The following is a 23,786-nucleotide window of genomic DNA, read 5'->3' on the forward strand; positions in this document are numbered from 1 at the left end:
CGAGTTGTGTTTCGATAGCCGCACATGAGACATACGGAGATACCGGAGGCCGCGTGACCATTCAGGAAAATGCAGTACTGCCTGCGGCTTACGCGGAAAATCTCGCACATCCCGCACCCGCACACACAGGGCTGCGCAACACCCTGCGCCGTTGGACGGGATTCGATCTCACCCCATCCGAAGAGGTAGTCCGCCAATACGGGGCCGGCCTGTGGATAACCGATCCGGTCGCCGAGAGCTTCGTTGAGGAGGTCTACTACGGGGAGATCGGCCCGGAGCGCGGCCGCGCGTTACTGGAGCGCGCGCTCAGCGAGGGAATCGACGCCGTCGAGGAGGCACCGGAGTCAATGCGGGCGTTGTTCGCCGAATTCGACACGCTGCCACCGTGGGCCGATCCGCAGCTCATCGAGGCCGGTGCTGCCGTGTGGCGGCGGTGGGGCTATGACATGGGCTCCATCGCCAACGCCGGCACCATGGACACCTACACCGAGGGCTGGCTGGCGACCCCCCTGTCGCTGGCCGGTGGTTATGCGGGCCAGGGCGCGATGCACCGGCATCTCGAGACCAGCCGGTGGTGGCTGGAATGCGCACGACCCGGCGCCGCCCTGGACCGATACTCAGTTGCCCGGCAGATCACCATGAAGATCCGCGTCATGCATGTCTCGGTACGCCGCGGGGTGCGCAAGCATCCCGAGTGGCGCCGCGAGCAATGGGGCGAGCCCATCAGCCAATCAGAGATGCTGTTGACACTTATCGCCGGCAGCGTGGCGCCCGGGCTCGGCCTGTGGGCGGTCGGCTATCTCACCACACGATCGGAAATGATTGCGGCCCTGCATTTTTGTCGATACCTGGGATACCTGCTCGGGGTGCGCTGTGATGACATCTATCCCGAGACAGTCGCCGATGCGGTACGGATCCTGTACCACTTCGACGCCACCCGCGCCTACGACGGCGGTGACGCCTCACGTGAACTCGTGGAGTCCTTCGTCCCGTCGTTCACGCCGAGTCCCGGCTCATCACCGGCCAATCGGCTCCGGGGCCTGTTCCATCTGCAACTGCAGGCGGGTTTCACACGGCTGTTCATGCTGCCGTGGAACCGCCGGCTCTATCGGATTCCCAATGGCTGGCTGGGCACCGCGGCACTCGTCGCCCGTGCCCCATTTGTCGCCGCGATCGAGCTGGCGCGCCATGCCGTCCCGGCGGTAGACCAGCGCTGGCAGCGGGGCAAGATGCGGCGCTGGGAGCACTGGATCGACTGGCAGTCCGGCGCCCACACCCACGACTTCCAAGACCTGTCCGCCATGCGGCGGTAGCGGCGGCCGCGCGTCAGAGCCGGGCGTCGATCCAGGACAGCACCTCATCGAGCACGAGTTCCTTCTCGAACTCGTTGAAGATCTCGTGGTATAGGCCCTTCCAGATCTTCGGCGTCGCATCGGGCGCGGACTCGGACAGCCACACGCTGCCTTCGGGCGCGGTCAGCCGGTCGTCTCCTCCGTGCATCGTCAGCACCGGGCGCCGCAGACCGGCAGCGCGCTGCCGCATCGTCTTCCCCACCCCCAGCAAGGCCCGGCCGATGCCCGCGGGCACCCGACCGTGATGCACCAGCGGATCGGCGTTGTATGCGGCAATGATCGCCGGGTCATGGGAGATCGCGTTGACATCGAGCTTCTGCACCGGCAGCCCGGGCGCCAGACGCCCCACCACCGGAGCCACCAGCGTCAGCACGTACGGCAATCCGACCTGCGCGGCAATCGCAGGCCCCGAGAGCACCATCAGGTCGTAACGGTCCTGGTGGTCCACACCGTAGGCGAAGACGATGCCACCGCCCATGCTGTGCCCGAGCACAATTCGCTTGAGGTCGGGGTACTCGCGTGCCGCGATGTCCACCAGGGTGCCGAAGTCGTCGGTGTACTCGGAGATGTCCCGCAGATACACGCGCTTCCCCCCGGAACGACCATGACCACGGTGATCCAGGGCGTACACCAGGTACCCGGCATCATTGAACCGCTGCGCGACGTGGTCGTACCGCCGCGCATGCTCGCCGAAACCGTGCGAGAGCACGACCACGGCACGCGGCGGTCTCTCCGGCGTCCAGGTGTCATAAACAATCCGCACGTTGTCGGCGCCGTCGAAGGCGCGCTGCACCCGAGATCCACTCACCCCGAAAACTCTACGGAACCGCCGAACCTGCCATCCTCAACTAGAACACGTTCTAGTGTGGGGCCATGGGATTCCTCAAGCCCACACTGCCCGTCGTCGATATCGCCGAATGGAGCAAGGGCACCCGCGCCGAGAAGATACGTCCGATGGCCCGGCACTGGGCCGAGGTGGGCTTCGGGACACCGGTGGCCTTGCATCTCTTCTACGTCCTGAAGATCGGCCTGTACATCCTTGGCGGCTGGCTGTTCGCCATGGTCTCGACCGACGGAGTCGGGCCCGCCGACTGGTCCGCACCCATCGTCTTCCAGAAGGTGGTGCTCTACACCATGCTGTTCGAGGTCATCGGCCTCGGCTGCGGCTTCGGCCCACTCAACAACAGGTTCTTCCCTCCCCTGGGTTCAATCCTGTACTGGTTGCGTCCCAGCACCATTCGCCTGCCGCCCTGGCCACGCATCCCCCTCACCCGAGGCAGCGCGCGAACCCCCGTGGACGTGGTGCTGTACGCCGCCTTGCTGGCAATGCTCCTGGTCGCGTTGTTCTCCCAGCCCGCACCGACGGGGCTGCTGCCCCTCTGGCCGGTCGTCGCCATCCTCGGATTGCTGGCCATCGCCGGCCTGCGCGACAAGGTGATCTTCCTGGCGGCCCGCGGCGAGGTGTACGGCGCTCTCACCGTGACGTTCCTCTTCACCGGGGCCGACATGATCGTCGCCGCCAAACTGATCTTCGTCGTCATCTGGATGGGTGCGGCAACGTCAAAACTCAACCACCACTTCCCTTTTGTCATCTCGACGATGATGTCCAACAACCCGCTCATCCGCGCCAAACGTCTCAAGCGGGCGTTCTTCGAGAAGTTCCCCGACGACCTGCGCCCCGGACGGCTCTCCCGCGTCGTCGCACATCTGAGCACCGCAATCGAGATGCTGGTACCCATCGCACTGTTCTTCAGTCACGGCGGCTGGGTCACCATGGTCGCCGCCATCGTGATGGTGTGCTTCCACTTGGGCATCCTCACCGCCATCCCGATGGGTGTGCCGCTGGAGTGGAATGTGTTCATGATCTTCGGCGTGCTGTCGCTGTTCTTCGCGCACGCGAACATCGGTCTGCGCGATATGGAACATCCCGTGCCCGTGCTTGCCCTATTCGCCCTGAGCGCCGGGGTGGTTGTCGCGGGAAACCTGTTGCCCCGCAAGATTTCCTTCCTGCCCGGCATGCGCTACTACGCCGGCAACTGGGATACCACACTGTGGTGCATCAAACCGTCCGCCAGCGCGAAAATCGACAAGGGCATCGTGGCGATCGCGAGCATGCCGCAGGCCCAGATGGAGCGCTACTACGGCACCGACCAGGCACCGCTGCTCATGTACATCGGCTATGCGTTCCGCGCCATGAACACGCACGGCCGGGCCATGTTCACGCTCGCGCACCGGGCCATGGCGGGCCCGAGCGGTCGCGACCGCGAAGATGACTACGTCATCACCGACGGCGAACGGATCTGCAGCACGGCGATCGGCTGGAACTTCGGCGACGGGCACATGCACAACGAGCAGCTGATCGCCGCGATGCAGGAGCGGTGCCAGTTCGAGCCGGGTGAGGTGCGCATCGTCTTACTCGATGCCCAGCCCATCCATCGTCAAACCCAGCAATATCGACTCGTGGACGCGGCCACCGGCGAGTTCGAGAGCGGCTACGTTCGGGTGGCCGACATGGTCAACCGTCAGCCCTGGGATGACGAGCTGCCCGTGCACGTCAACACCCGGTAACCGGCTGACACGTGTCGGTGGACGCGACTATTGTCGCCCCCGTGACGGCACAAGCCATCGAGGATGAATTTCTTTCGCACACCGAACAATATCGGCGCGAGATTCTGGCCCACTGCTACCGGATGACGGGCTCCATCCACGATGCCGAGGACCTGGTGCAGGAGACCTACCTGCGCGGCTGGAAGGCCTACGAACGGTTCGAGGGCAAGTCGTCGGTGCGCACCTGGCTGTATCGGATCGCCACCAATACCTGTCTGACGGCGCTGGAAGGCAAGCAGCGCCGCCCGTTGCCCACCGGACTGGGAGCCCCCAGCGCCGACCCGCTCGCCGAGTTGGATGAGCGCACCGAGATCCCGTGGCTCGAGCCACTGCCCGACGACGCGACCGATCCGGCCAGCATCGTGGGTTCACGGGAGTCGGTACGCCTGGCGTTTGTCGCCGCACTGCAGCATCTGCCCGCCAAACAGCGCGCGGTGCTGGTGCTGCGCGAGGTGCTGCAATGGAAAGCCCAGGAGGTCGCCGAGGCGATCGGTTCCACCACCGCCGCGGTGAACAGCCTGCTGCAACGCGCCCGTGCACAGCTGCAAGAAGTATCGCCACGGGAAGAGACCCTGCTGGAACCCGAGGACCCGATGCTGCGCGAGCAGCTCCGCCAGTACATCAACGCATTTGAGCGCTATGACGTCGATGCGATCGCGAAAATGTTCACCACCGAAGCGATTTGGGAGATGCCGCCGTTCACCGGTTGGTATCAGGGCGGGCAGAGCATCGCCACGCTCATCAAGGAACAGTGCCCCGCCGAGCACGCCGGCGATATGCGCCTGCTCGAGACGTCAGCCAACGGGCAGCCCGCCATCGGCCTCTACATGCGCGAGGGCGACGGGGTGCACCGCCCGTTCCAGATGCACGTGCTGGACGTCACCCCCGACGGTGTAGCCCATGTGGTGTGCTTCTTCGACATCTCACTGTTCGAGAAGTTCGGTCTCCCAACCGAACTCACCGAACTCGAAACCTAGGTTGTGGCGGGTTCGTCTCGCCTTTTCGCGCCACAACCTCGGTCTCGGCGTAGCCGCTTACCGCTGAGCGAGGCTCCCCGGGAATAGGTACTGGTCCGCGGGGCGGGTCGTGCTGTGGAACCACGCGGTGAAGAATCCGGAGAGGTCCTTACCGGTGACCTTCTGCACGTACGCCTCGAACTGCGGCCAGGTCGCATTGCCCCATTTGTGCACCGACGGCCATGACCGCAGAATCTGCAGGAACGGCCCGTCCCCGATGGTGCGGCGCAGCGCATGAAGTGCCAGCGGGCCCTTGCCGTACACACCGAGCGGGTTGAAGACCTCGTCCGCACTGCATTCGGCAGCGTCCGGGCACATGTCGTAGAGCAGGTTCCCCCACACCTTGTCCTCATCCCAGATCTTCTCGACGGTCTCGCGGTAGTGCTTGTCGATGGACTTACCTTCCTTCTCCTCCGACCACATCCACGGCAGGTAAGAGGCGAAGCACTCGTTGAGGCAGATATCGCGCCACTGCTCGACCGACACCACGTCGCCGTACCACTCGTGGGTGTTCTCGTGCACCACCACCGACAGTCGCTTTTCCTCCTCGGTATCGCGGCTGAACGTGTAATACGGGCGGGTCTGCGTTTCCAGGGCGCTGAATGAAATGTCCTCGCGAATCGGGTCGGCGAAGATGCCGCCCGCCGCGACATGCGGGTACTTGCCCAGCTTGGATTCCAGGAAACTGAGCACCTCGGGCAATCGTGCCTCGGCGTTACCGGAGCCGGCGTCGGGCGCAAACGCGCTCACCACCGGAGTACCACTGGGCAAGGCGGACCGGAACACCGAGAAATGATCCACCGCGAACGGAACCAGGTACATGGCAACGGGATTCGGCTCGTTCCAGGTGGTGGTGGTCCAGCCGCCGGACTCGGTGGCCTTCCCTTCCCGGCCACCGCCCACGGCCACCCACGAGGACGGCACCGTCGCGGCGAGTTTGAACGGCGCCTTGTTCACCGGGGTGTTGTTTGACGGGTACCAGTTCTCGGCACCGTCGGGTTCACCGCCCTTGGCATAGCCACCGCTGGTGCTGCGTACCCAACCCGACAGCGCGCCAAGACCACGTTCCTCGGCCTCCTGTTGCTCGTTGAACGCGTACGTGACCGTGGTCGTGAAGGAACTTCCGGTGCGGATGCCCTTGTCCGGAGTAACAGTCATCTCGTGCTCGCCGCTGAATTCGGTGGCGGCCGGCCGGCCGTCCACGGAGGCCGTCACCGTTCCCAGATCCGAGAAGTCCAGGTTGAAGCTCGACAAGTTCTGGGTGGCGGCTGCGTGGATCACCATCGTGCCGTTCACGTCGGTGGTCTCCGGATCGAAGCGCAGCGTCAGGTCGTACTGGGTGACCCGGTATCCGCCGTTGCCATCCTGCGGGAAGTAGCTGTCGATCCCGTTGGGTGATCCCGGGGTGAAGACGTCGGTCGCCTGCGCGGGGGCCACGCCACCACCGATCACGAGCGCCGCCAGAGCGGCCGGGATCCCGAGAGTCTTGAAAATCATGTGAGCCTTACGTAGAGCGGGCCCCTGTGACCCTGATGAACGACTCTACGTAAGGCAGCACCGATCGCGGGTAGCTACTGCAGGTGTGCCGGATCCATCCAGCTGACCTCCCACACATGTCCGTCCAGGTCGCGGAACGACCGTCCGTACATGAAGCCAAGTTCCTGCGCCGGCATCCAATCCACCCCACCGGCAGCAAGCGCCGCATCCGTCAGTTCGTCGACACCCTCGCGGCTGTCGGCCGAAACACAGAGCAGCACTTCGCGATTCTTGGACGTGTCGGTGATGTCGTCGGCGATGAAACCGCGGAATCGTTCTTCCTCCAGCATCATCACCCAGCTCTGTTCGTTGATGACCATGCAGAGGGTGTTCTCGTCGCAGAACTGGTCGTTGAAAGAGAAGCCGAGGTGATCGAAGAACTTGCGGCTGGCCGCGGCATTGGCGATGGGAAGGTTGACGAACAGCATGCGGGACATCGGGTCTCCTCAGTGCGTAGACGGCGGCGTTTCCACCGTTCATCAGTACCGACTACTCGGAGTCCGGAAACTCATCGCCGTTCCCATGCGTACTCGGGAACGGCGCGCAGAATATCGCTCAGGTACCGCACGTGCGGCTCAACCCACTCTGGCCTGAGCGCCTCCCACCTCCAGGTAAACAGGTTGGAGTTATCGAACCTCATCGGCAGTTGAAACCGCCGGTCGGTCAGCATGCGGTGCATGGTGCTGGGATTCAGTACGTCGTAGGCGAATCGGTTGTTGTTGGTGCGGATGTGAAAGCGCCGATTGAAATCCTCCGACTCCAACTTGAGATCCCCGAGCCCCATCGCCTCCTTCAGTCCGGACAGCGCCCCTTCGGGAGTCACCACCAGCATGTTCGGCGACGGCGGAGTCCGCACACACGTCACCATGGCGGTGTAGGTGACCTCGGAGTTCTCCGATGAGTCACCCGTTCGATACGTGTAGGTGAACGACACGAAGGGCGCCCCATCAATGACGCCGCGAATCACGTCCGTCGCGGATCTACTGTGTCCCAGACCAAATGGCGCATAGGCCGAAAGCCTGACGAGACCGGGTTCACTCTCGGCGAAACTCCATCCCCGCCCGGACGCGAAGGACCACAACCACGCCGAGCGCCGCTGACGGTTCCGCTGAACTGCCTTGAACAACCACACGCCCAGCAGCACAAGTCCACCGAAACCCACGGCGAGCGCACCGAAGATCAGGACGCTGAGCAGCGCACTCACCTACTGCTGCGGAGGTGGATTCAGTCGGTCGAAGGCTCCGCGAATGTTGGGCACCTTTCGCGCCGCTGGATCGTCAAGCTCGAAGTAGTCGGCTGCGGTGAACCCGAACCATTTCGCCACAATGTTGGAGGGGACCGTCTGGACCTTCGTATTGAGCGCACGCACATTGCCGTTGTAGAAGCGCCGGCCTGCCGCGATGCGATCTTCGGTGTTGGCGAGCTCGCTCTGAAGTGCGACGAAGTTCTGAATCGACTGCAGCTGTGGGTAACTCTCGGCGATGGCGAAGAAGCGACCCAAGGCTCCAGAGAGCTGCTGCTCGGCCTGAGCCTGGGCCGTCACGCCCTGATGTGTGGCGGCCGCGTCGCGGGCAAGGTTGCGCGCAGCGGTCACCTGCTGCAAGGTGTCTCGCTCGAATTGCGCTGCCGTGCTGGCTACTTCAACGAGGTTGGGAATGAGGTCATGACGTCGCTGGAGTTCGACATCGATCTGCTTCCACGCTTCCTGAACCAGATTGCGGATCCTGACGAACCCGTTGTATGTGGTCAGGAGCCAAAGTCCAATCGCCAGCGCGAAAAACACCGCCACGACGATGACAATCAGAAGTGGAGTCATTTCCTTCTCCTAGTGTTGTTCCCACGCATACGCCGGGATTGGTTCAACGGTATCTATCAGGTACTGCACCTCGCTGGCGATTCTCTGCTCATCGAGCTTGCCGCGGCGCCAGGTCAGCAGTCTCCCGTTCTCGAATCGCAAGGGCTGCGAATATCTTTGGTCGGCCAGCATCCGCTCCATGGCCCGCGGATTGAGCACGTCATACGCAAACCGCTCCGGATTGGCCTTGACGTTGAACCGCTTGTTGAACTCGTCCGATTCGAACTCCAGATCCGTAAACCCCACCGCACGAGCGAGTCCCGCAAGTAGGCCCTCGGGCTTGATCTCGAGCCGATACGGCGACGGTGGCGTGACGAGGCAGGTCACCATGAAGTAGTAGGTCTCGGTGCTCCGCTGGTCACCACTGCCGGTGGTCACCTTGTATGTGTACTGGAATGACACGAATTCGTGACGGCCAATGCTGCCGTTGAAGACGTCTTGGAACCTGCGGCTATGCCCCTGCCCGAAGGGCTCATCATGGGACAGCCCCAGCAGACTCTGGTCCTCGGCGGTGTACGTCCAACCGTGCGCCTGGGCCCAGGCGCTCAGGGCGGCGATTCTCTTCTGCCGCATCCGGGACGAAAGAAACCACACCCCCGCAAAGACCAGCACGAAGAGAGCGACACCCGTCGCGATCAGCAGCCCCTCAGACACGATCCCCCCTCGCTAACCGTTGCCCCTGCACACATCGTACCGGGACACCGAGCATTGCCTGTTAGCTCGACGAATTCCACACTCGAGACAGCCCAGGACGGCAAGATCGGGGTATGCAATTCACCCAGTGGCTGCACCGTGCCCTACAGCAGGACCCGAACCGCCCCATCACGATCGATCGGGGTCGGGAACGCACCGTGGAGCAGTTCGCCGACCGTGTCGCCCGGCTGGCCGCGGGGCTTGCATCACTCGGCGTCCAACCGGGCGACCGCGTGGGCATGCTGTCGCTGAACTCCGACCGTTACGTCGAATACCTCACCGCGGTGCCGTGGTTGGGTGCCGCGCTGAACGCCGTCAACATCCGCTGGAGCCTTGCCGAGATCGGATATTCCCTGCGCGAGTCCGGCACCCGTGTGCTGCTGGTCGACGACGTGTTCAAGGCTGCTGCCGCGCCCTTGCGCACCGCGTGTGCATGCCTGGACACCGTCATCTACTGCGGTGACGGTCCGACACCCGAGGACATGATCAGGTATGAGGACCTCCTGACCGCACACGAACCCATCGGCGACACCCGCACCGGGGGCGCTAGCCTGCTGGGCGTCTTCTATACCGGCGGGACCACCGGAAACCCCAAGGGCGTCATGCTGTCTCACGACAATGTGTTGACGTCGGCGATGGGGTCGCTGTCCACCGGCAACTTCCTCACCCGGGGCGGCCGCCTGCTGCATTCGGCGCCGATGTTCCACATGGCCGACTTCAGCGCCGTGATGGCGGGGAACCTGTCCGGTTCTACGCACGTGATCATCCCGTCGTTCACGCCGCAGGGCGTGCTGGATGCCATCGTCGAACATGACGTTCAGGACATGCTCTTGGTACCCACCATGATTCAGATGCTGGTGGACCATCCGGCAGCCGCCGAGCTCGACCTCAGCGGCATCCGCGGAATCACGTACGGCGCCTCGGTCATCTCCGAGGCGGTGTTGCAGCGCGCCAAGCAGGTGTTCCCCAACGCGCGATTCACCCAGGCCTACGGGATGACCGAGGTCTCTCCGGTGGCGACACTGCTGCTACCCGATGATCATGACGACCCCGCGCTGCTGCGCTCGGCGGGACGCGCGGCACCGCACTGCGAGGTCAAGATCGTCGGCCCGGACGACAACGAGGTGCCGCGCGGCGAGATAGGTGAGGTAATCGTCAAGGGCGACAACGTCATGCTGGGTTACTGGGAACTGCCCGATGAGTCGGCAAAGGCCATCCGCGGCGGGTGGATGCACACCGGCGATGCCGGCCGGATGGACGACCGGGGCTACGTGTACATCGTCGACCGCATCAAGGACATGGTGGTGACCGGCGGCGAGAACGTCTACTCGGCCGAGGTGGAGAACGCGCTGGCCAAGCATCCGGCGGTGGCGGCATGCGCGGTGATCGGCATCCCCGACGAGCAGTGGGGTGAACGCGTGCACGCCGTAATCGTCAAACAGACGGAAGCCGTGTGTTGCGACAGCGACTTGCAAGAGCATTGCCGCGCGCACATCGCCAACTACAAGGTTCCCCGCAGCTTCGAGTTCGTCGACGAGCTTCCCCTGTCGGGAGCCGGAAAGATTCTCAAACGAGTTCTCCGCCAGAAATATTGGGAGAAACGAGACGCCGGCGTCTCCTGAGATACCTGGTGTACGGTGGCGCCCACGTCGACCGACAAGGAGAAATCGCATGGGACGCGTCACCGGGAAAATTGCTCTGATCAGTGGAGGAGCACGTGGGATGGGCGCCGCCCATGCGCGCGCCCTGGTCGACGAGGGCGCCCACGTGGTGATCGGCGACCTTCTCGACGAGGCCGGTCAAGCCCTAGCCGCCGACCTGGGCCCGAGTGCTCACTACGTGCACCTGGACGTCACTGACAAGCAGCAATGGATCGATGCCGTCGCAGCCACTAATACGACGTTCGGACCGGTGAATGTGCTCATCAACAACGCGGGTATCGCCAACGGCAACCTGCTCACGGACTTCGAGTTCTCCGAGTGGCAACGCATCCTCGATATCAACCTGACGGGCACATTCCTGGGTTGTCAGGCGGTGGCGCAGACGATGATCGACAACAAGGCCGGGTCGATCATCAACATCTCGTCGGTTGAGGGCTACCGCGGCAGCCCAGGCCTGCACGGCTACACGGCGACGAAATTCGCGGTGCGCGGGCTGACCAAGTCGGTCGCACTCGAGCTGGCACCGCACGGCGTCCGGGTGAACTCCGTCCATCCCGGACTCATCCGGACCGATATGACGGCGGGTATCCCGGAAGACTTTCTACAGATCCCGCTGGGCCGGGCGGCGGACCCCGCCGAGGTCTCGGCTCTGGTTCTTTACCTGGCCAGCGACGAGTCCTCCTACTCGACGGCAGCGGAGTTCCTCATTGACGGCGGCCTCATCGCAGGCGTTCCGCACAAGACCTCATAATCATGCATAGATAGTCGTCAGAGCCCCTCTTGGCTCGCTGACCACGCGCTTTTAGAACGCGTTTCACTTTTCGCCCAAAGCCGCTATCCTCGTCCACGAGAGTGATCTGGTTCACGTGTATCTGGAAGGACTAGCCAGTCAATGAAGACAAAAGGCGCGCTGATTCGCGAGCTCAACAAGCCGATCGTCGTCGACGACATCACGCTCGGCGATCCCGCTGAAGGCGAAGTTCAGGTCCAGTTGCACGCCGCCGGCATGTGCCACTCCGATTACCACGTGCTGACCGGCGCCACCCCGATGGAACTGCCGGTACTGCCCGGACATGAGGGCGCGGGCGTCGTCACCAAGGTGGGCAAGGGCGTCACCTCCGTCCAGGAGGGCGACCACGTCATCTTCGCCTTCATCCCGGCCTGCGGTAAATGTCCGCCATGTATGCGCGGCTATCGATCGCTGTGCGACCGGGGCGCAATCCTGCTGGGCGGCAAGGCTATTTCCGACGGCACCAATCGCATCCACGCCGGCGACACCCCCGTCTCCGCAATGAACCTGCTGGGCACCTTCTCGCCGTACGCCGTGGTCCACGAGGACTCCGTCGTCAAGATCGACGACAGCGTGCCCTTCGAGTCGGCCGCTCTGCTCGGCTGCGCCGTGCCCACCGGCTTCGGCTCCGCCACCAACATCGCCGAAGTCAAGGCCGGCGAAGACGTCATCATCGTCGGCGTCGGCGGAATCGGCATGAGTGCCTTGCAGGGCGCCGTCGTCTCCGGAGCCCGGTACGTCATCGCGATCGACCCGGTGCCGTGGAAGCGTGAGCAGGCCCTCAAGTTCGGTGCCACCCATGTCTACGCCTCGATGGCCGAGGCCATCATGCCCGTTATGGACCTGACCTGGGGCATCATGGCGCAGAAGACCATCATCACGGTCGGCGAGATGAAGGGCGAATACATCGAAGAGGCCATGATCCTCACCGCCAAGACCGGCACCTGTGTGGTTACCGGCATGGGCGCCATGGTCGACGTGGACGTCAAGTTCAACCTGTTCCTGTTCACCATGTTGCAGAAGACGCTGAAGGGCAACATCTTTGGTGGCGGAACCACACACACCGAGACCCCGCGCCTGGTCGGCCTGTACAAGCAGGGCCTATTGAAGATCGACGAGATGGTCACCACCACCTACAGCCTGGAGCAGATCAACGAGGGCTACCAGGACATGCTCGACGGCAAGAATATCCGCGGCGTCATCAAGTACACCGAAGCCGACTGGTAAGCCGAATCTTTCACCGGCAGTAACGCCACGCAGACGATTCCCCGGATTCTCTGCGTGGCGTTACTGTCGGTATATGGCCATCGACATTAGGCGCGCGAGTGAGCGGCTCGCGACCACAATCTCGTGGCTGGATTCCAAGCACTCGTTTTCCTTCGGCGAGCACTACGACCCGCACAACACCCATCACGGGCTGCTCCTGGTCAACAACGACGATATCGTGCTGCCGGGTGCCGGATTCGAGACGCATCCCCATCGCGACATGGAAATCGTCACCTGGGTCCTCCAGGGATCCTTGGTCCACCAGGATTCTGAGGGTAACGCCGGGGTGATCTACCCCGGTCTGGCACAACGGATGTCGGCAGGTACCGGCATCCTGCATTCGGAGAAGAACGACTCCTGGCGGTTGTCCGGAGAGCGGCATAGCGATCCGGTGCGATTCGTCCAGATGTGGGTGACCCCGGATGACTCCGGGATTGATCCCGGTTACCAACAACGAGAGATCGACGCAGAGCTGCTCGCCGGCGGGCTGGTGACCGTGGCCTCCGGAATGCCGCGGCACCGGGATCAGACGGCGATCACCATCGCCCAGAAGAACGCGGCGCTGCACGCGGCCCGTATCCGTGCCGGCAACAGCGTCGAGCTTCCCGCCGCACCCTTCGTGCATCTTTACGTCGCGCGCGGTGCCGTAGCCCTCGAGGGCGCAGGTGAGCTGACCGAGGGGGATGCCGTGCGGCTGACCGACACTGGGGCCGCCCGGGTCACCGCGACCATCGACGCGGAAATCCTCGTCTGGGAGATGCACACCCGCCTGGGCGGCTAGCGCGCCAATCGCGACGCTGCCGATGTGGGATCGATCCCCACTTGTTACCAAAGTTGACTGTGTTGCTGCTGTGATTATCGTTGACTGTTCAGGAACTTCACAGAAGGGGCGGCCGTGGGCATTTCACCCTTTTCTCGCCTTCGGCGGCCCACTTCCGGACGTCGCCTGATGACCGCAACCGTCGGCATGATGCTGATAGCCGCGCTGCCCGTGCCGGCCACCCACAACACCGCCCGCGCCGAGGCGGCTCACGATGCGGTGCTCGCGGCCATCGCCAACACCAAGGGCACCTTCCTGGTCTATAACTTCGGAGGCGGCAACCCGGCGCCGTTTCGCAACGCCGCGGGTAGTGAGTACACACTGGACAACGGCGGCCATCTGATGGTCATCAAGAGCGCCTCGTCACGGCTGCGCGCAAATCTGTTGGTGGACACCCATTCTGGGTACCAATCCCGATGTGAACGCGATGCACGCGCGCGTACCTCCGAAGGTCTGTGGCAGGCCTCCGAGACATACAAGCCGATGGCCGCCTGGACGCTCATGGGCAAGCCCACCTTCATCATCAACGCCAACTTCTTTGACGTCCGCGGCCAACAGGGCGGCACCTGGAAGAGCACCGGATGCACCTCCCCCCTGGGCGCCTATGTCGATACCGCCAACGGCAGCGCCAACTACAACAAGCAGGTCACCGGAACGCGCGTGTACGCGGGGAAACAGGCACTCTCCGGCGGCGACGAGATCTGGACGGCGCTGGCCACCATGGTCTTTTCTCCGGGTTCGGCGCCCGAGGTCATCGCCTCCGCGGGACCGAAGGACTATGGGTATGCCACCGCACCCCTAGAAGGCCTGATGGACAAGGGAGTTCAGTTCGTCGCGGTAAGCGGCTTGAAGCTGTTGCTTCCAGGATTCACCGAGCAGCTGAACGACCCGGGCCCGGCGGCCGCACGCACCGCGCTCGGCTACAAGTCCGCGACCGATGAGCTGATGGTCTTCCAGGGCGGTAGTTACACCCCCGACAACCTCCAGGATCTCTACCGCGGGCTAGGTGTCGACAAAGCCATCGCGCTCGACGGTGGCGGCTCATCGGCCATCGTGCTGCGCCGCGATGCCGGTGGCATGTGGGCCGGATATGGCTCACCCAAAGGCAATTGCGATACCACCTACACCCTGTGCGATGCCGCGGGAGGTGTCGGCCGGGCACTGCCCAGCTGGCTGGGATTCAGTTAGACGGGTTAATGCGGCGGTTCGATGGGGAGCGTCGGGCCACCGTAGGGTGTGGGAATAGTGAAGCGGCCCTTGGGAGTCGGATCGGCCACCTTTCCCAGGTCCGCACCCATCGGCGGGCTGGCGGTGTCATCGTCGGCAGGCCGGGGTGCATTCTTGGCGCCGCGTACCAGCACCGCCGGATCATCGTCACGGCAGTACCCGGCATACAAATACGGCTCCGGATAATCGGCGGCGGATGCGGCGGTCCGTGGCATGCCGTAATCACAGGTATAGCGGGGATAAAGATCGCCGATGGCCCAAACGCCATGATCGTAGAAAGTATTGCCGACGGCCTCGATCACCGATCCCCGGTAGGACGGGAAGAGCGCATTGAGTGCCGGCACCCGCACATAGGACAACTGCGCCACCGTTGTGAGGTTCCCGAGCAGCTGTGCCATGGTGTCCGAGTTGTCGGCAAAAACCGCGTCCGTTGTCGCCAGCGGCCCAGGGACCCTGTCGATCAAGGTGCGGAAGCCGTTGTCCATTCGTGCCACACCGTTCAGAGACCGGTTCAAACCCTGAGTGGTGGTGGCAAGGCCTCTGTTCATCTCGGCGGCCGAGGACAGAGTGACACGACTGTTCTTGAGCATACTGACGGTCTCGGGCAGTACGGAATCCAGTGTGGATAAGAGGAATACGCCGCCATCGATGATGTCGGTCATCTTGCGCGGTGCCTCACGCGACAGATGAAGTTCCTTCTTGATGATCTCAAGTTTCTTCATATCCGCCTGAGCGAGCACACCATCGGCATCAGCGAGCAGTCGCGACAACGATACGGGAACCGCCGCCTGTCCACGGCTGATCACGCTGCCATTACTCAGGTATGGGCCGGCCGTGGTCACGGGCGCAAAGTCAACGTACTGTTCCCCGGCAGGCGAGAGCCCGGACACCCGCACCGGGCTTCCCACCGGGATCTTCACCCCGGAGTCGATATGAATCAGCGCAACCGGCCCCGCAGGCGACGGGGTTACCGAATCGACGCGGCCGATCCGCATCCCACGCAATGCCACATCCTGGTCTGGGATCAAGCCACCCGACTCGGGCAACTCGATCGACACCTCGTACGACGACGAGAACGCCCGGGCGCGCAAAGCACCCACCATCAGATACGTGCAAGCCAACAACAAGGTGGCCAGAAGCGCGAGCCCCGACAGCCAGAAACGCTGGCGGTGGCCCATTTTCACGGCATCGACAACCGCGTTCGCGACTGCATTGATCATCGCGGAAGCCCCTGAGGCACAGGAGCAGCACCCGGCACGGGTTCGATCACACCGGGTTCGGTCGGGCTGGGACGCATCGGAACCGTCGGAGCATCCGGCCCCTTACCCACCACACGCTCCTGCAGGCGCCATAGCGTGTACTTGAACGAGCCGACGAGTTTGGCCCAGTCGTAACGCTTGGGCCCGTGGAATCCCGGATCACCCAGGTATCCGATATCTGGGATCGATCCCAATGCAATCTTGTCGATCGACACCTTCGTCGCAAAGGCCGATCCCGCCATGATCTTGACGATCGGAGGCATCAATCGATTGAGCGCCGCAATGCTCGTATCGGGGCTGACCGCAATGTCATTGAACGATCGCGACAGGGTATTGAAATCTGCGATGACGCTTCGCCCGCTGGTGTCGGTACCCGCGATAGACGGGAACTTGGAGAGTTGCTTGGTCACCGCGCCGACCTGGTCGGCCAGATCCGCGATATGGGTTGCATTGGCAGACAAAGTATCTGTGGCCGGTGCGACCGCAGTCAACAGCTCCGAGACCGTCTCATGCCGGGTGTTCAACTCTGCGGCAAGCTGTGCGGTATCGCGCAAAGCACCATCTAGCTGCCCGGAACGGGCGTTGAGCGTCCCAAGCAGCCGGTTCGACTTACCGATCAGATCTCCGAATGCCTGACCATTGGTCCCTGTAGCCCGGCCGAGTCCATTGATGGTGCCGGTGAGATTACGCACGGCGCCTCCGTTGACGATGATCGCCGCCGAGCTGAGTAGCGCCTCCACCGTGGCTGCGGCCGTGGTGGAATCCAGACCGAAGGTGTCACCGTCGCGCAGCAGAGGCGCGTTGGGGTCGGCCGGTCTCGGTGGTTTCAGCGCCACGAAGACGTCGCCCAAGGGCGTCGCGGTACGCAGTTCTACGGTTGTTCCTTTCGGAATCTCCACATCCGTACGGATCCGCATGGTCACCACGGCGGTGTAGTTGCGGGTACTCATGGAGTCGACTTCGCCGATGTCGGCACCACCTAGTTTCACCTTGGCGCGCGACGGCAGGTTCAAGATATTGGTGAATATCGCCGTCAAGCCATAGGAACCACCGCTCATACCCGGCGCCGGAAGCGGCAGGCTGGCAAGACCGTTGGTGCTGCATCCGCTTGTCAGCAGGACGACAGCGCCCGCCGTAATCCCCGCGAACTTTTTCAATCTGTTCATTTCTGCCCCATTGCCGCGAGACCATCGAGGACGTACGTCAATCCGAAGTCTGGTCCGTAGTCCTGCAGTGTTCCGGTGCTGCAGCCCAATTGCCGCAGGCCCATAAGGTTGCAGATCTCCTTGGCCCCCTGGGTATCGAACAGCAGCCTGTCGAGGGGAACATGGGCGCGGACAACGTTATTGACGGGATCGACGACGTTGTAGACATTGTCCGCCAACAACGGAAGTAGGTCGAACCCCTCCGATAATTCGCGACGGTTGTCGTAGACGGCCTGGGCGATTTGGTTCGAGTTACCCACCGATTGCTTGATGGCATCGCGATTCTGCTCGAGCAGTGAACCCGCTTGCAGCAGGATGTTGTTCAGCTGTTTGCCGGTCGTCCCAGATCCCAGCTGCTCCTCGTCGAGCACCTGCGACAACTGCCGTACCGTCGAGGAAAACTCGCGGATGTTCTTGTCGTTTCGCGCCGAAGCCTCGAAAAGCGAGCTAAGCCGGGTAACGATCTTGGTCAGCTGATCGCGAGTCAGTGCACCGCCATCAGCACTCAACCGGAGTGCCTTGGCCAACTCGTCCAAAGAGGTCCTCATCAACTCACCGTTGCCAGACAACGAGCTCGCGCTGGCATTGACGACGTCTGCCAACGGACCGCCGCCTTTACCGTCGCCCTTCATAGCCTTCGAGAGCCGGTCGAGCATGGCCAACACCTTGTCGAACTCCACCGGAGTCTTCGTGCGGTCCAATCCGATGATGTCACCGTTCTTGAGCACCGGCCCACCGTGATAGACCGGCGTTAGTTCGATGTGGCGGTCGGTGAGAATCGAGGAAGACACCGTGACCGCCTTGGCGTCTGCCGGAACCTTGACCTTGGAGTCGACCGTGAACTCCACTTCCATATACGTTCCTCGCGAGGTGATCTTGGTGACCTTGCCCACCGGCATACCCAATACCGACACCTTGTTATCGGTGTACAACCCGGAGACGGATTCGAACTGTGCCGTGACGGTGAGCCTGTGGCTCCGCTCACGCAGATAACTCCATCCGACGGCGCCCACCACCACCGCGACCACCACCGCGAGTGCTCCCGCGATCCATAGCATCCGTTTGTTGGTCAATGCGCTCATTGGCAGTCCTTGAAATACGGGATCATGTTGAACTGCTTGGCTCTTCCGCTGATCGCACACATCCAAGAATCCACTGCGATGCCGCTGGGCGCGCTCAGCTCGAGCGCGTTGCCGTAGCCCGTGAGGTTGGTGACGTTGCGTGCGGCGACCGCAGTCACCTGCAAGAGGCTCCGGAACAAGTCCTCATGACCACCGATCAACGTGCTGAATGTCTTCACATCGGCGATCAGTGCGTCGACCGCCCGCCTGTCCTTGACCACAATCTTGCTCAGGACGTTCACAAGCTCAGTCACCGCCCGCATCATCGCGTGGAAACTCGCTTGGCGAGAGACGAACTCACCCAAAAGATCGCGCCCCTGAATGATCAACTTGCCGATATCGCCCTGCTGTCGGCGCAGCGTGCCGGTCACCAGCTCGGTGCTTGCCAGCAGTGTCCCGAGCTGGTCGCGCCGATGCGATATCACCGAGGACAGCGTTTGAATGTTCTGCATGGCCTGCGGTAGCACCGCAGGCAGGCCTTCGAGCTGCTTGCCCAGTATCGCCGTCGATTCGGCGATCTTATCCGCGTCGACCTGCTCGAACGTGGCGGTCGCATCCTGGAGCGTCGCCTGGAGATCGTAGGGAACCTCGGTATGGGCGAGATCGATTCGGCGGTCCGGCAGCGTGCCTTCGCCACCATTGCGCAATTCCACGTACTGATTACCGAGTATCGTAGTGATCTTGATGGAGGCCTTGGCTTCCTTGCGTAGCGTGATGTCATCACGCACCCGCATGCCGACCTCGATATGGTCGCCCGCTAGCTCCACGCTGGTGACATTCCCCACCGGCACTCCGGCATAGGACACGTTGGCGCCTGGTTGTAGCGACGCCGCCTGCAGGAACTCCGCGGTGTAGTGGCGGTAGCCCACACCGACGAACTTCACCAACAGCATGGCGCCGATCAGGGCGCCGATTACTGCCAGCGCTATCGCGCCCAACCACACCTTGTTGTACGTCTCGACCGGTCGGCGTGAAATTCGTTGCCACACTGTAGATTTAGCCATCTGACAAGTTCCTGCACTTCGGGGAGTATTGGGCCTTGTTTCCAGGGGTAGCGGCATTCACGATGATCGGAATCACGTCGTTGAGTCCGGGAAAGAATCCGGTGAGATTCAGGTCGCAGACGTACCCGTTGATGAAAGCACCCTCTTGGGTGGTGCGCGCGACTCCCTTGAGGAGCAGCGGAAGGTTGGCCCCGGTGAAGGCCAGCTGCGGTTCGATACTGTTCAAGTGACTGACGAATCCCGGTTCCCGATGCAGGATCTCGTTCAACTGCGGGTACACGGTGTCTGAGATATTCGACAATCGACGTACGGCGAAGGCCGTCGAACCGACCGAATCGACCAAAGCTGCCCGGCGGTTGTCCAGGATCGCCACCATCTCACGCGTATGCGTCAGTACGCTGTCTAGGTTTTTGTTCTGGCTAGCAAGGGTTTTGGTCAAGCCATTGAGATTAGTGATCACGTCATCGAGAACCTGATCCCGGCCCGCGAAGGTCTCGGCGAGCTGTGAGCTTTGGTTGATCAATCCGACAATCGAACCGGTGTCTCCCTGCAGGGATTTGACGACACCGTCGGTAAGATTATCGACCTGCGCAGGATCCAAAACGCTGAAAAGTGGCTCAAAACCGTGCAGCAGCATGCCGATATCGAAAGAAGGCTCTGTCCGCTCCAACGGAATCACACTCCCCGGCTTGAGCCGATCAGTGCTGCCGGTCTTACCCAGGGACAAGCCGAGATAACGCTGTCCGACGATGTTCTGGTACGTGATCGTCGCAATCGTGTTGCCGTACAACGGTTGATCGGTCTCTACCCGGAAGCCCACCCTGGCGAAGTCACCGTCAATGGCCACCGACTCCACACGGCCCACCCGTACGCCAGCGATACGCACGTCATCCCCGTCACGCAACCCGGTGACATCGGTGAACACAGCGGCGTAGTTGTAGGTCGATCCCGCGACCTCGCGGCGCAGCGTGGCGTACACCAGCCATGTCATCGCCAGCGCGATCACCATGAACACCGAGAGCCCGATCAACGGGCCACGAAATCTCATCGCTGACCTCCCGACTGCACCTGCTGGGCAACAACGGGTTTGGTACCGCGCGCTACCGGCCCAAGCAGCAACTGGGTAGCCGAGGTTGCCGTACTGCCCGTGATCATGCCCAGTTGTTCGCGTTCACTGTTACTACCGACAGGCCCAACATCCCCACCGTAGGAAGCGGGGGCGGTACCCGCGGACTGTGGCGGGGGTTCGGCGTCTCCTGGGTCAGCAGTGCCAGGTACTCGCGGCACTGGGTTGGGTTGCCACCAGGGCAGCGGCGGGTTGGGGTCCGCCAGGCTGGGATTCGGATTGTGCAGCGGCGGCCCCGTGACAATCAGGTTGCCATCCGGGCCGACTGTCGTTCCCGGCGGCGGTAGAAGATCGGGCGGCGGTTTGAAGTTCTGCGGGAGCAGGGTTTCCGGGAGGTCGGGGCGAACCACGAGCTCGGGGGCGGTGAAGCAACTCGGCCCCTTCAGCTCCCCGTACTGTGGACAGTCGGCGCGGGTGTACATCGTCGACGGCGTAAACGAGGCAATGGCTCGGATATTGACTACACCATGCTCTGGATCCCAGACATCACTAAAGAACTTGTCGGAGAACACCTTCAGCCGCGTTGCAATCGGAAGAAACTGCACGGAGTTCTGGGCAAGCACGCCGACGACCGGTGTCAGCTTGGTCGTGATGTCGATCATTCGATCGGTCTGGTTATCCAGCGACTGCCTGACCGTACCGGTGGTGTGCAGCCCGGCATTGAGCAGACTCTGCAATTGCTCCCGTTTCTCGGCCAGCGTCTGCATGGGTTTGATCGCTTGATGCAACGCATCGACGAGCTCTGGAGCGGTGGTCTGTAAGCCCTTGGTCGCGTCGAGAAGCGCGGAAAGAGTGGACGGACCCGTGTCGGTGGCCACGATGTCGTTGAGCTGATCGATGAGCCGAGTCAGTTGGCCGGCCGCATTCAGCAGCGTCGCGCGCCGGCCCTCCGTTGCCGCGGCGATGACGGCGAAAATACCCACGGAGTCGTCGTCACGGCCGCGGCCGTTGGCCAGCAGGATGTCGCGCAGCTTGCTGATGGTCGTTTGGAACAGCACTGTCGGCAGCGCGGTTTCTTCCTTGATGACGGCCCCGTTAGTGATCGCCGGGCCGGGACCGTTATCGACCAGCTCCACCGAGGAGACTGCGAACACATTGCTCGGAACCACACGGGCCGTCACCGAATTTGGAACCGTGCGCGCCAGATTAGGTTTCAGATTGATATGGACCACATTGGGCCTACCCCGCTGCGACGGAGTCAGATCGCTCACCGAACCGACCAGCACGCCCTGGAATTTCACATCCGACTTGGCCGGCAGCCCATCACCCACGTTGGTCAGCTCAGCGTCCACCCGGACGTAGTCGTTGAGTCGCCCGGTGGACTTGATGATCAGCACCCCGCCCACCAAGGCCGCAACCACGGCGATCGCCACACCACACAAGAGGAGCTGACGGTCTGACGGACCACGCCCGTCGGCTTCAAAGGAGTTCGGCACGCAGCCCCCCTCCCGCATCGCCCGCGTCGGCATGGCGCCACCACAGGATCCGAAGCATCACATCGTCCTTTCCGTCAGCCAACGCGCCTGCAGTAACTACAGGTTCGGTCACGCCAACCCCTCCGATGTGACGCCGATTACAGGAATGTACATGACGTACAGTTCTACGTATTACGCTTTACCAAATTTTTCTGAATCCAGATTCATATTTGCTGTCAGGCCCCGCCGAACTGTTTGCGCAGTTCGTTCTTGAGGACCTTGCCCGACGGATTACGGGGTAACGCTTCCACGACCACGAGATCCTTGGGGTGCTTGTACCGGGCCAATCGCTCGGTGAGAAACCCATCGAGATCACCGATCGTCAGTCCGTCACCATGGATGGCTGCCACCGCCACCGGCACCTCGCCCCATTTTTCATGAGGCCTGCCGATCACCGCGACCTCGGTGATCTGCTCGTGCTCGGCGAGCGCGTTCTCCACCTCCGCGCAATAGATGTTCTCTCCGCCGGAGATGATCATGTCTTTCTTGCGGTCCACCACCCAGACGAAGCCGTCGGCGTCCTGACGGACCAGGTCACCGGAGTGGAACCACCCACCCGTGAACGCTTCGGCCGTGGCCTGGGGGTTGTTCCAGTAGCCCTGCATCAGCGTCGGCGCCCGGTAGACAATCTCTCCGACCTCACCGGCCGGCACATCGTTCATGTTGTCGTCGACGACCCGCGCGGACACCGTCGGAATCACCCGGCCGACGGACCCCATCTTCCGGATTGCGTCCTCCCCCATCAGCATGCAGGTGACCGGAGACATCTCGGTCTGCCCGAACGCGGCCAGGATCTTGGCGTCGGGGAACGTCTCAGACATCGTCCGCAGCAGCACGTCGCTGGCGGGGGCAGCACCCCAGGAGAGTGTCTTCAGTTTGATCTTGCGCGGGTTTGCTTGCTGGGCCGCGCAGACGGCTTGCCACTGGGCCGGGACCAGAAAGATCCCGGTGACTCCCTCGGACTCCAGAACATCCAGCAGCGCACCGGGATCGAAGGCGCCCAGCGGGTGAATGACCGTGGGCAGGCCCAGCAGCAGGCCGGTGATCATGTTGCCCACGCCGGCGATGTGGAACATGGGAACGCCGATGAATCCCACATCGGCGTTCAGATCAACGGTGGTGCTCAGCAGATAGCTCATGGCTTGCCCGGACAGATTGAGGTGCGTCAGCACCGCGCCCTTGGGCCGGCCCGTCGTCCCGGAGGTGTACATGATGAGCGCGGGGGTATCGCCGGGCAGATCCACCTCTGGGTGCGGGTCACCCACTTCGGCGATGACCTCTTCATACCCGAGCGCGCCGTCTTCGGACTCCGAGCCCGCGATGATGACCGTCTCCAGCGCGGGCACCTGCTGGCGTACCGCGGCCGCCACCGGAGCCAGCACCGTCTCGGTGATCGCTACCTTGGCCCCGCTGTTCTCAACCAGGAACGCCACTTCCGGTGGCGTCATGCGGAAGTTCACCGGAATGGCGATGGCTCCGAGTTCGTTGATGGCGAGCCATGATTCGACGTACTCGGGGCGGTTGAGCATCAAGATGAGCACACGGTCCCCAAACCCGACACCCCGGCGGAACAGTGCATCGGCCAGGGATTGCACACGCTGGTTCAGCTCTCCCCAGGAGATGCTGCGCCCGAGATACCGGATCGCCGTGGCATTGGGTTGCATGAGCGCATGCCGGGCCAGCTGGTTACACCAGTTCTGCCGCCGCGCGCGGTAAGGCTGGTCAAGGCTCGCGGACGTCGCGGTCGCAGCGATTGTGTCGGTCACAGACTCT

Annotated in this window: 22 protein-coding genes; 8 read left to right on the forward strand and 14 right to left on the reverse strand. The window is 62.7% G+C overall.

What is annotated here, in order from left to right:
* Nucleotides 1–53 precede the first annotated feature (53 nt).
* Complete coding sequence (locus tag RHO23_RS19555; RefSeq protein ID WP_373877327.1) at nucleotides 54–1,313, forward strand: oxygenase MpaB family protein; 1,260 nt, start codon at nucleotides 54–56, stop codon at nucleotides 1,311–1,313.
* Between the two features lie 13 nt (nucleotides 1,314–1,326).
* On the opposite strand, the gene RHO23_RS19560 is transcribed toward RHO23_RS19555, so the two are convergent.
* Nucleotides 1,327–2,145: a lysophospholipase gene (locus RHO23_RS19560; protein WP_423489263.1), complete on the reverse strand. Its 819-nt coding sequence runs from the start codon at nucleotides 2,143–2,145 to the stop codon at nucleotides 1,327–1,329.
* A gap of 80 nt (nucleotides 2,146–2,225) precedes the next feature.
* Between RHO23_RS19560 and RHO23_RS19565 the strand changes: the two genes are divergently transcribed.
* Both RHO23_RS19565 and RHO23_RS19570 read left to right on the forward strand, forming a co-directional pair.
* On the forward strand, nucleotides 2,226–3,920 hold the full coding sequence (locus tag RHO23_RS19565; protein ID WP_064409901.1) for a DUF3556 domain-containing protein: 1,695 nt from the start codon (nucleotides 2,226–2,228) through the stop codon (nucleotides 3,918–3,920).
* A gap of 41 nt (nucleotides 3,921–3,961) precedes the next feature.
* Nucleotides 3,962–4,936 (forward strand): sigma-70 family RNA polymerase sigma factor, encoded by a 975-nt coding sequence (locus RHO23_RS19570; RefSeq protein WP_030097389.1) that lies wholly within the window; start codon nucleotides 3,962–3,964, stop codon nucleotides 4,934–4,936.
* A gap of 57 nt (nucleotides 4,937–4,993) precedes the next feature.
* Here the strand turns inward: RHO23_RS19570 and RHO23_RS19575 are convergent, their stop codons facing one another.
* The 5 genes from RHO23_RS19575 to RHO23_RS19595 form a co-directional block, all read right to left on the reverse strand.
* Nucleotides 4,994–6,472 (reverse strand): M1 family metallopeptidase, encoded by a 1,479-nt coding sequence (locus tag RHO23_RS19575; protein ID WP_423488227.1) that lies wholly within the window; start codon nucleotides 6,470–6,472, stop codon nucleotides 4,994–4,996.
* A 74-nt stretch (nucleotides 6,473–6,546) separates the two neighbouring features.
* On the reverse strand, nucleotides 6,547–6,948 hold the full coding sequence (locus tag RHO23_RS19580; protein ID WP_030097391.1) for a VOC family protein: 402 nt from the start codon (nucleotides 6,946–6,948) through the stop codon (nucleotides 6,547–6,549).
* 71 nt (nucleotides 6,949–7,019) lie between these two features.
* A complete protein-coding gene (locus RHO23_RS19585; protein WP_423488228.1) occupies nucleotides 7,020–7,715 on the reverse strand; it encodes a DUF3137 domain-containing protein in 696 nt (231 codons plus the stop codon).
* Entirely contained in the window at nucleotides 7,716–8,327 is a 612-nt protein-coding gene (locus RHO23_RS19590; RefSeq protein WP_064409905.1) for a LemA family protein, read from the reverse strand.
* Nucleotides 8,328–8,336: 9 nt separating this feature from the next.
* Entirely contained in the window at nucleotides 8,337–9,020 is a 684-nt protein-coding gene (locus RHO23_RS19595) for a DUF3137 domain-containing protein (RefSeq protein ID WP_057965526.1), read from the reverse strand.
* Between the two features lie 113 nt (nucleotides 9,021–9,133).
* On the opposite strand from RHO23_RS19595, the gene RHO23_RS19600 reads away from it, so the two are divergent.
* The 5 genes from RHO23_RS19600 to RHO23_RS19620 all read left to right on the forward strand — a co-directional run bounded on the left by RHO23_RS19600 (nucleotide 9,134) and on the right by RHO23_RS19620 (nucleotide 14,784).
* Nucleotides 9,134–10,681 carry a long-chain-fatty-acid--CoA ligase gene (locus tag RHO23_RS19600; RefSeq protein ID WP_423488229.1) on the forward strand — a complete coding sequence of 516 codons (1,548 nt, stop codon included), beginning with the start codon at nucleotides 9,134–9,136 and terminating at the stop codon, nucleotides 10,679–10,681.
* 49 nt (nucleotides 10,682–10,730) lie between these two features.
* Nucleotides 10,731–11,471, forward strand: a complete 741-nt coding sequence (locus RHO23_RS19605) for a glucose 1-dehydrogenase (protein ID WP_423488230.1) — start codon at nucleotides 10,731–10,733, stop codon at nucleotides 11,469–11,471.
* 141 nt (nucleotides 11,472–11,612) lie between these two features.
* Nucleotides 11,613–12,737: an NDMA-dependent alcohol dehydrogenase gene (locus RHO23_RS19610; RefSeq protein WP_030097397.1), complete on the forward strand. Its 1,125-nt coding sequence runs from the start codon at nucleotides 11,613–11,615 to the stop codon at nucleotides 12,735–12,737.
* 73 nt (nucleotides 12,738–12,810) lie between these two features.
* Nucleotides 12,811–13,557 (forward strand): pirin family protein, encoded by a 747-nt coding sequence (locus RHO23_RS19615; protein ID WP_046255175.1) that lies wholly within the window; start codon nucleotides 12,811–12,813, stop codon nucleotides 13,555–13,557.
* A gap of 114 nt (nucleotides 13,558–13,671) precedes the next feature.
* On the forward strand, nucleotides 13,672–14,784 hold the full coding sequence (locus tag RHO23_RS19620; RefSeq protein WP_057965530.1) for a phosphodiester glycosidase family protein: 1,113 nt from the start codon (nucleotides 13,672–13,674) through the stop codon (nucleotides 14,782–14,784).
* A gap of 5 nt (nucleotides 14,785–14,789) precedes the next feature.
* Here RHO23_RS19620 and RHO23_RS19625 read toward each other — a convergent pair whose 3' ends face one another.
* From RHO23_RS19625 to fadD5, 8 genes are all read right to left on the reverse strand, one after another.
* Nucleotides 14,790–16,043 carry an MlaD family protein gene (locus RHO23_RS19625; RefSeq protein WP_064409911.1) on the reverse strand — a complete coding sequence of 418 codons (1,254 nt, stop codon included), beginning with the start codon at nucleotides 16,041–16,043 and terminating at the stop codon, nucleotides 14,790–14,792.
* Nucleotides 16,040–17,248, reverse strand: a complete 1,209-nt coding sequence (locus RHO23_RS19630; protein WP_064409912.1) for an MlaD family protein — start codon at nucleotides 17,246–17,248, stop codon at nucleotides 16,040–16,042. Before RHO23_RS19630 ends, RHO23_RS19625 begins: the two co-directional genes overlap by 4 nt.
* Nucleotides 17,245–18,369 (reverse strand): MCE family protein, encoded by a 1,125-nt coding sequence (locus RHO23_RS19635; RefSeq protein WP_064409913.1) that lies wholly within the window; start codon nucleotides 18,367–18,369, stop codon nucleotides 17,245–17,247. The genes RHO23_RS19630 and RHO23_RS19635 overlap by 4 nt, the downstream gene beginning before the upstream one ends.
* Complete coding sequence (locus RHO23_RS19640; RefSeq protein WP_064409914.1) at nucleotides 18,366–19,412, reverse strand: MlaD family protein; 1,047 nt, start codon at nucleotides 19,410–19,412, stop codon at nucleotides 18,366–18,368. The genes RHO23_RS19635 and RHO23_RS19640 overlap by 4 nt, the downstream gene beginning before the upstream one ends.
* A complete protein-coding gene (locus RHO23_RS19645; RefSeq protein WP_064409915.1) occupies nucleotides 19,405–20,460 on the reverse strand; it encodes an MCE family protein in 1,056 nt (351 codons plus the stop codon). The genes RHO23_RS19640 and RHO23_RS19645 overlap by 8 nt, the downstream gene beginning before the upstream one ends.
* Nucleotides 20,457–21,974: an MlaD family protein gene (locus tag RHO23_RS19650; protein WP_064410490.1), complete on the reverse strand. Its 1,518-nt coding sequence runs from the start codon at nucleotides 21,972–21,974 to the stop codon at nucleotides 20,457–20,459. Before RHO23_RS19650 ends, RHO23_RS19645 begins: the two co-directional genes overlap by 4 nt.
* Entirely contained in the window at nucleotides 21,958–22,086 is a 129-nt protein-coding gene (locus RHO23_RS19655) for a hypothetical protein (protein WP_321179099.1), read from the reverse strand. Before RHO23_RS19655 ends, RHO23_RS19650 begins: the two co-directional genes overlap by 17 nt.
* 103 nt (nucleotides 22,087–22,189) lie before the next feature.
* Nucleotides 22,190–23,779, reverse strand: coding sequence for a fatty-acid--CoA ligase FadD5 (fadD5, locus tag RHO23_RS19660; protein WP_064409916.1), 1,590 nt, complete (start codon nucleotides 23,777–23,779; stop codon nucleotides 22,190–22,192).
* Between the last annotated feature and the right edge of the window lie 7 nt (nucleotides 23,780–23,786).

Source organism: Mycobacteroides sp. PCS013, assembly GCF_049532645.1.
Taxonomy (GTDB): domain Bacteria; phylum Actinomycetota; class Actinomycetes; order Mycobacteriales; family Mycobacteriaceae; genus Mycobacterium; species Mycobacterium gwanakae.

What these genes read in the sequence shown, in the direction of transcription:
- RHO23_RS19625 (WP_064409911.1), bottom strand. Translation starts at nt 16,043, where the DNA reads ATGATCAATGCAGTCGCGAACGCGGTTGTCGATGCCGTGAAAATGGGC.
- RHO23_RS19640 (WP_064409914.1), bottom strand. Translation starts at nt 19,412, where the DNA reads ATGGCTAAATCTACAGTGTGGCAACGAATTTCACGCCGACCGGTCGAG.
- RHO23_RS19575 (WP_423488227.1), bottom strand. Translation starts at nt 6,472, where the DNA reads ATGATTTTCAAGACTCTCGGGATCCCGGCCGCTCTGGCGGCGCTCGTG.
- RHO23_RS19600 (WP_423488229.1), top strand. Translation starts at nt 9,134, where the DNA reads ATGCAATTCACCCAGTGGCTGCACCGTGCCCTACAGCAGGACCCGAAC.
- RHO23_RS19565 (WP_064409901.1), top strand. Translation starts at nt 2,226, where the DNA reads ATGGGATTCCTCAAGCCCACACTGCCCGTCGTCGATATCGCCGAATGG.
- RHO23_RS19580 (WP_030097391.1), bottom strand. Translation starts at nt 6,948, where the DNA reads ATGTCCCGCATGCTGTTCGTCAACCTTCCCATCGCCAATGCCGCGGCC.
- RHO23_RS19590 (WP_064409905.1), bottom strand. Translation starts at nt 8,327, where the DNA reads ATGACTCCACTTCTGATTGTCATCGTCGTGGCGGTGTTTTTCGCGCTG.
- RHO23_RS19645 (WP_064409915.1), bottom strand. Translation starts at nt 20,460, where the DNA reads ATGAGATTTCGTGGCCCGTTGATCGGGCTCTCGGTGTTCATGGTGATC.
- RHO23_RS19615 (WP_046255175.1), top strand. Translation starts at nt 12,811, where the DNA reads ATGGCCATCGACATTAGGCGCGCGAGTGAGCGGCTCGCGACCACAATC.
- RHO23_RS19630 (WP_064409912.1), bottom strand. Translation starts at nt 17,248, where the DNA reads ATGAACAGATTGAAAAAGTTCGCGGGGATTACGGCGGGCGCTGTCGTC.
- RHO23_RS19610 (WP_030097397.1), top strand. Translation starts at nt 11,613, where the DNA reads ATGAAGACAAAAGGCGCGCTGATTCGCGAGCTCAACAAGCCGATCGTC.
- RHO23_RS19605 (WP_423488230.1), top strand. Translation starts at nt 10,731, where the DNA reads ATGGGACGCGTCACCGGGAAAATTGCTCTGATCAGTGGAGGAGCACGT.
- RHO23_RS19635 (WP_064409913.1), bottom strand. Translation starts at nt 18,369, where the DNA reads ATGAGCGCATTGACCAACAAACGGATGCTATGGATCGCGGGAGCACTC.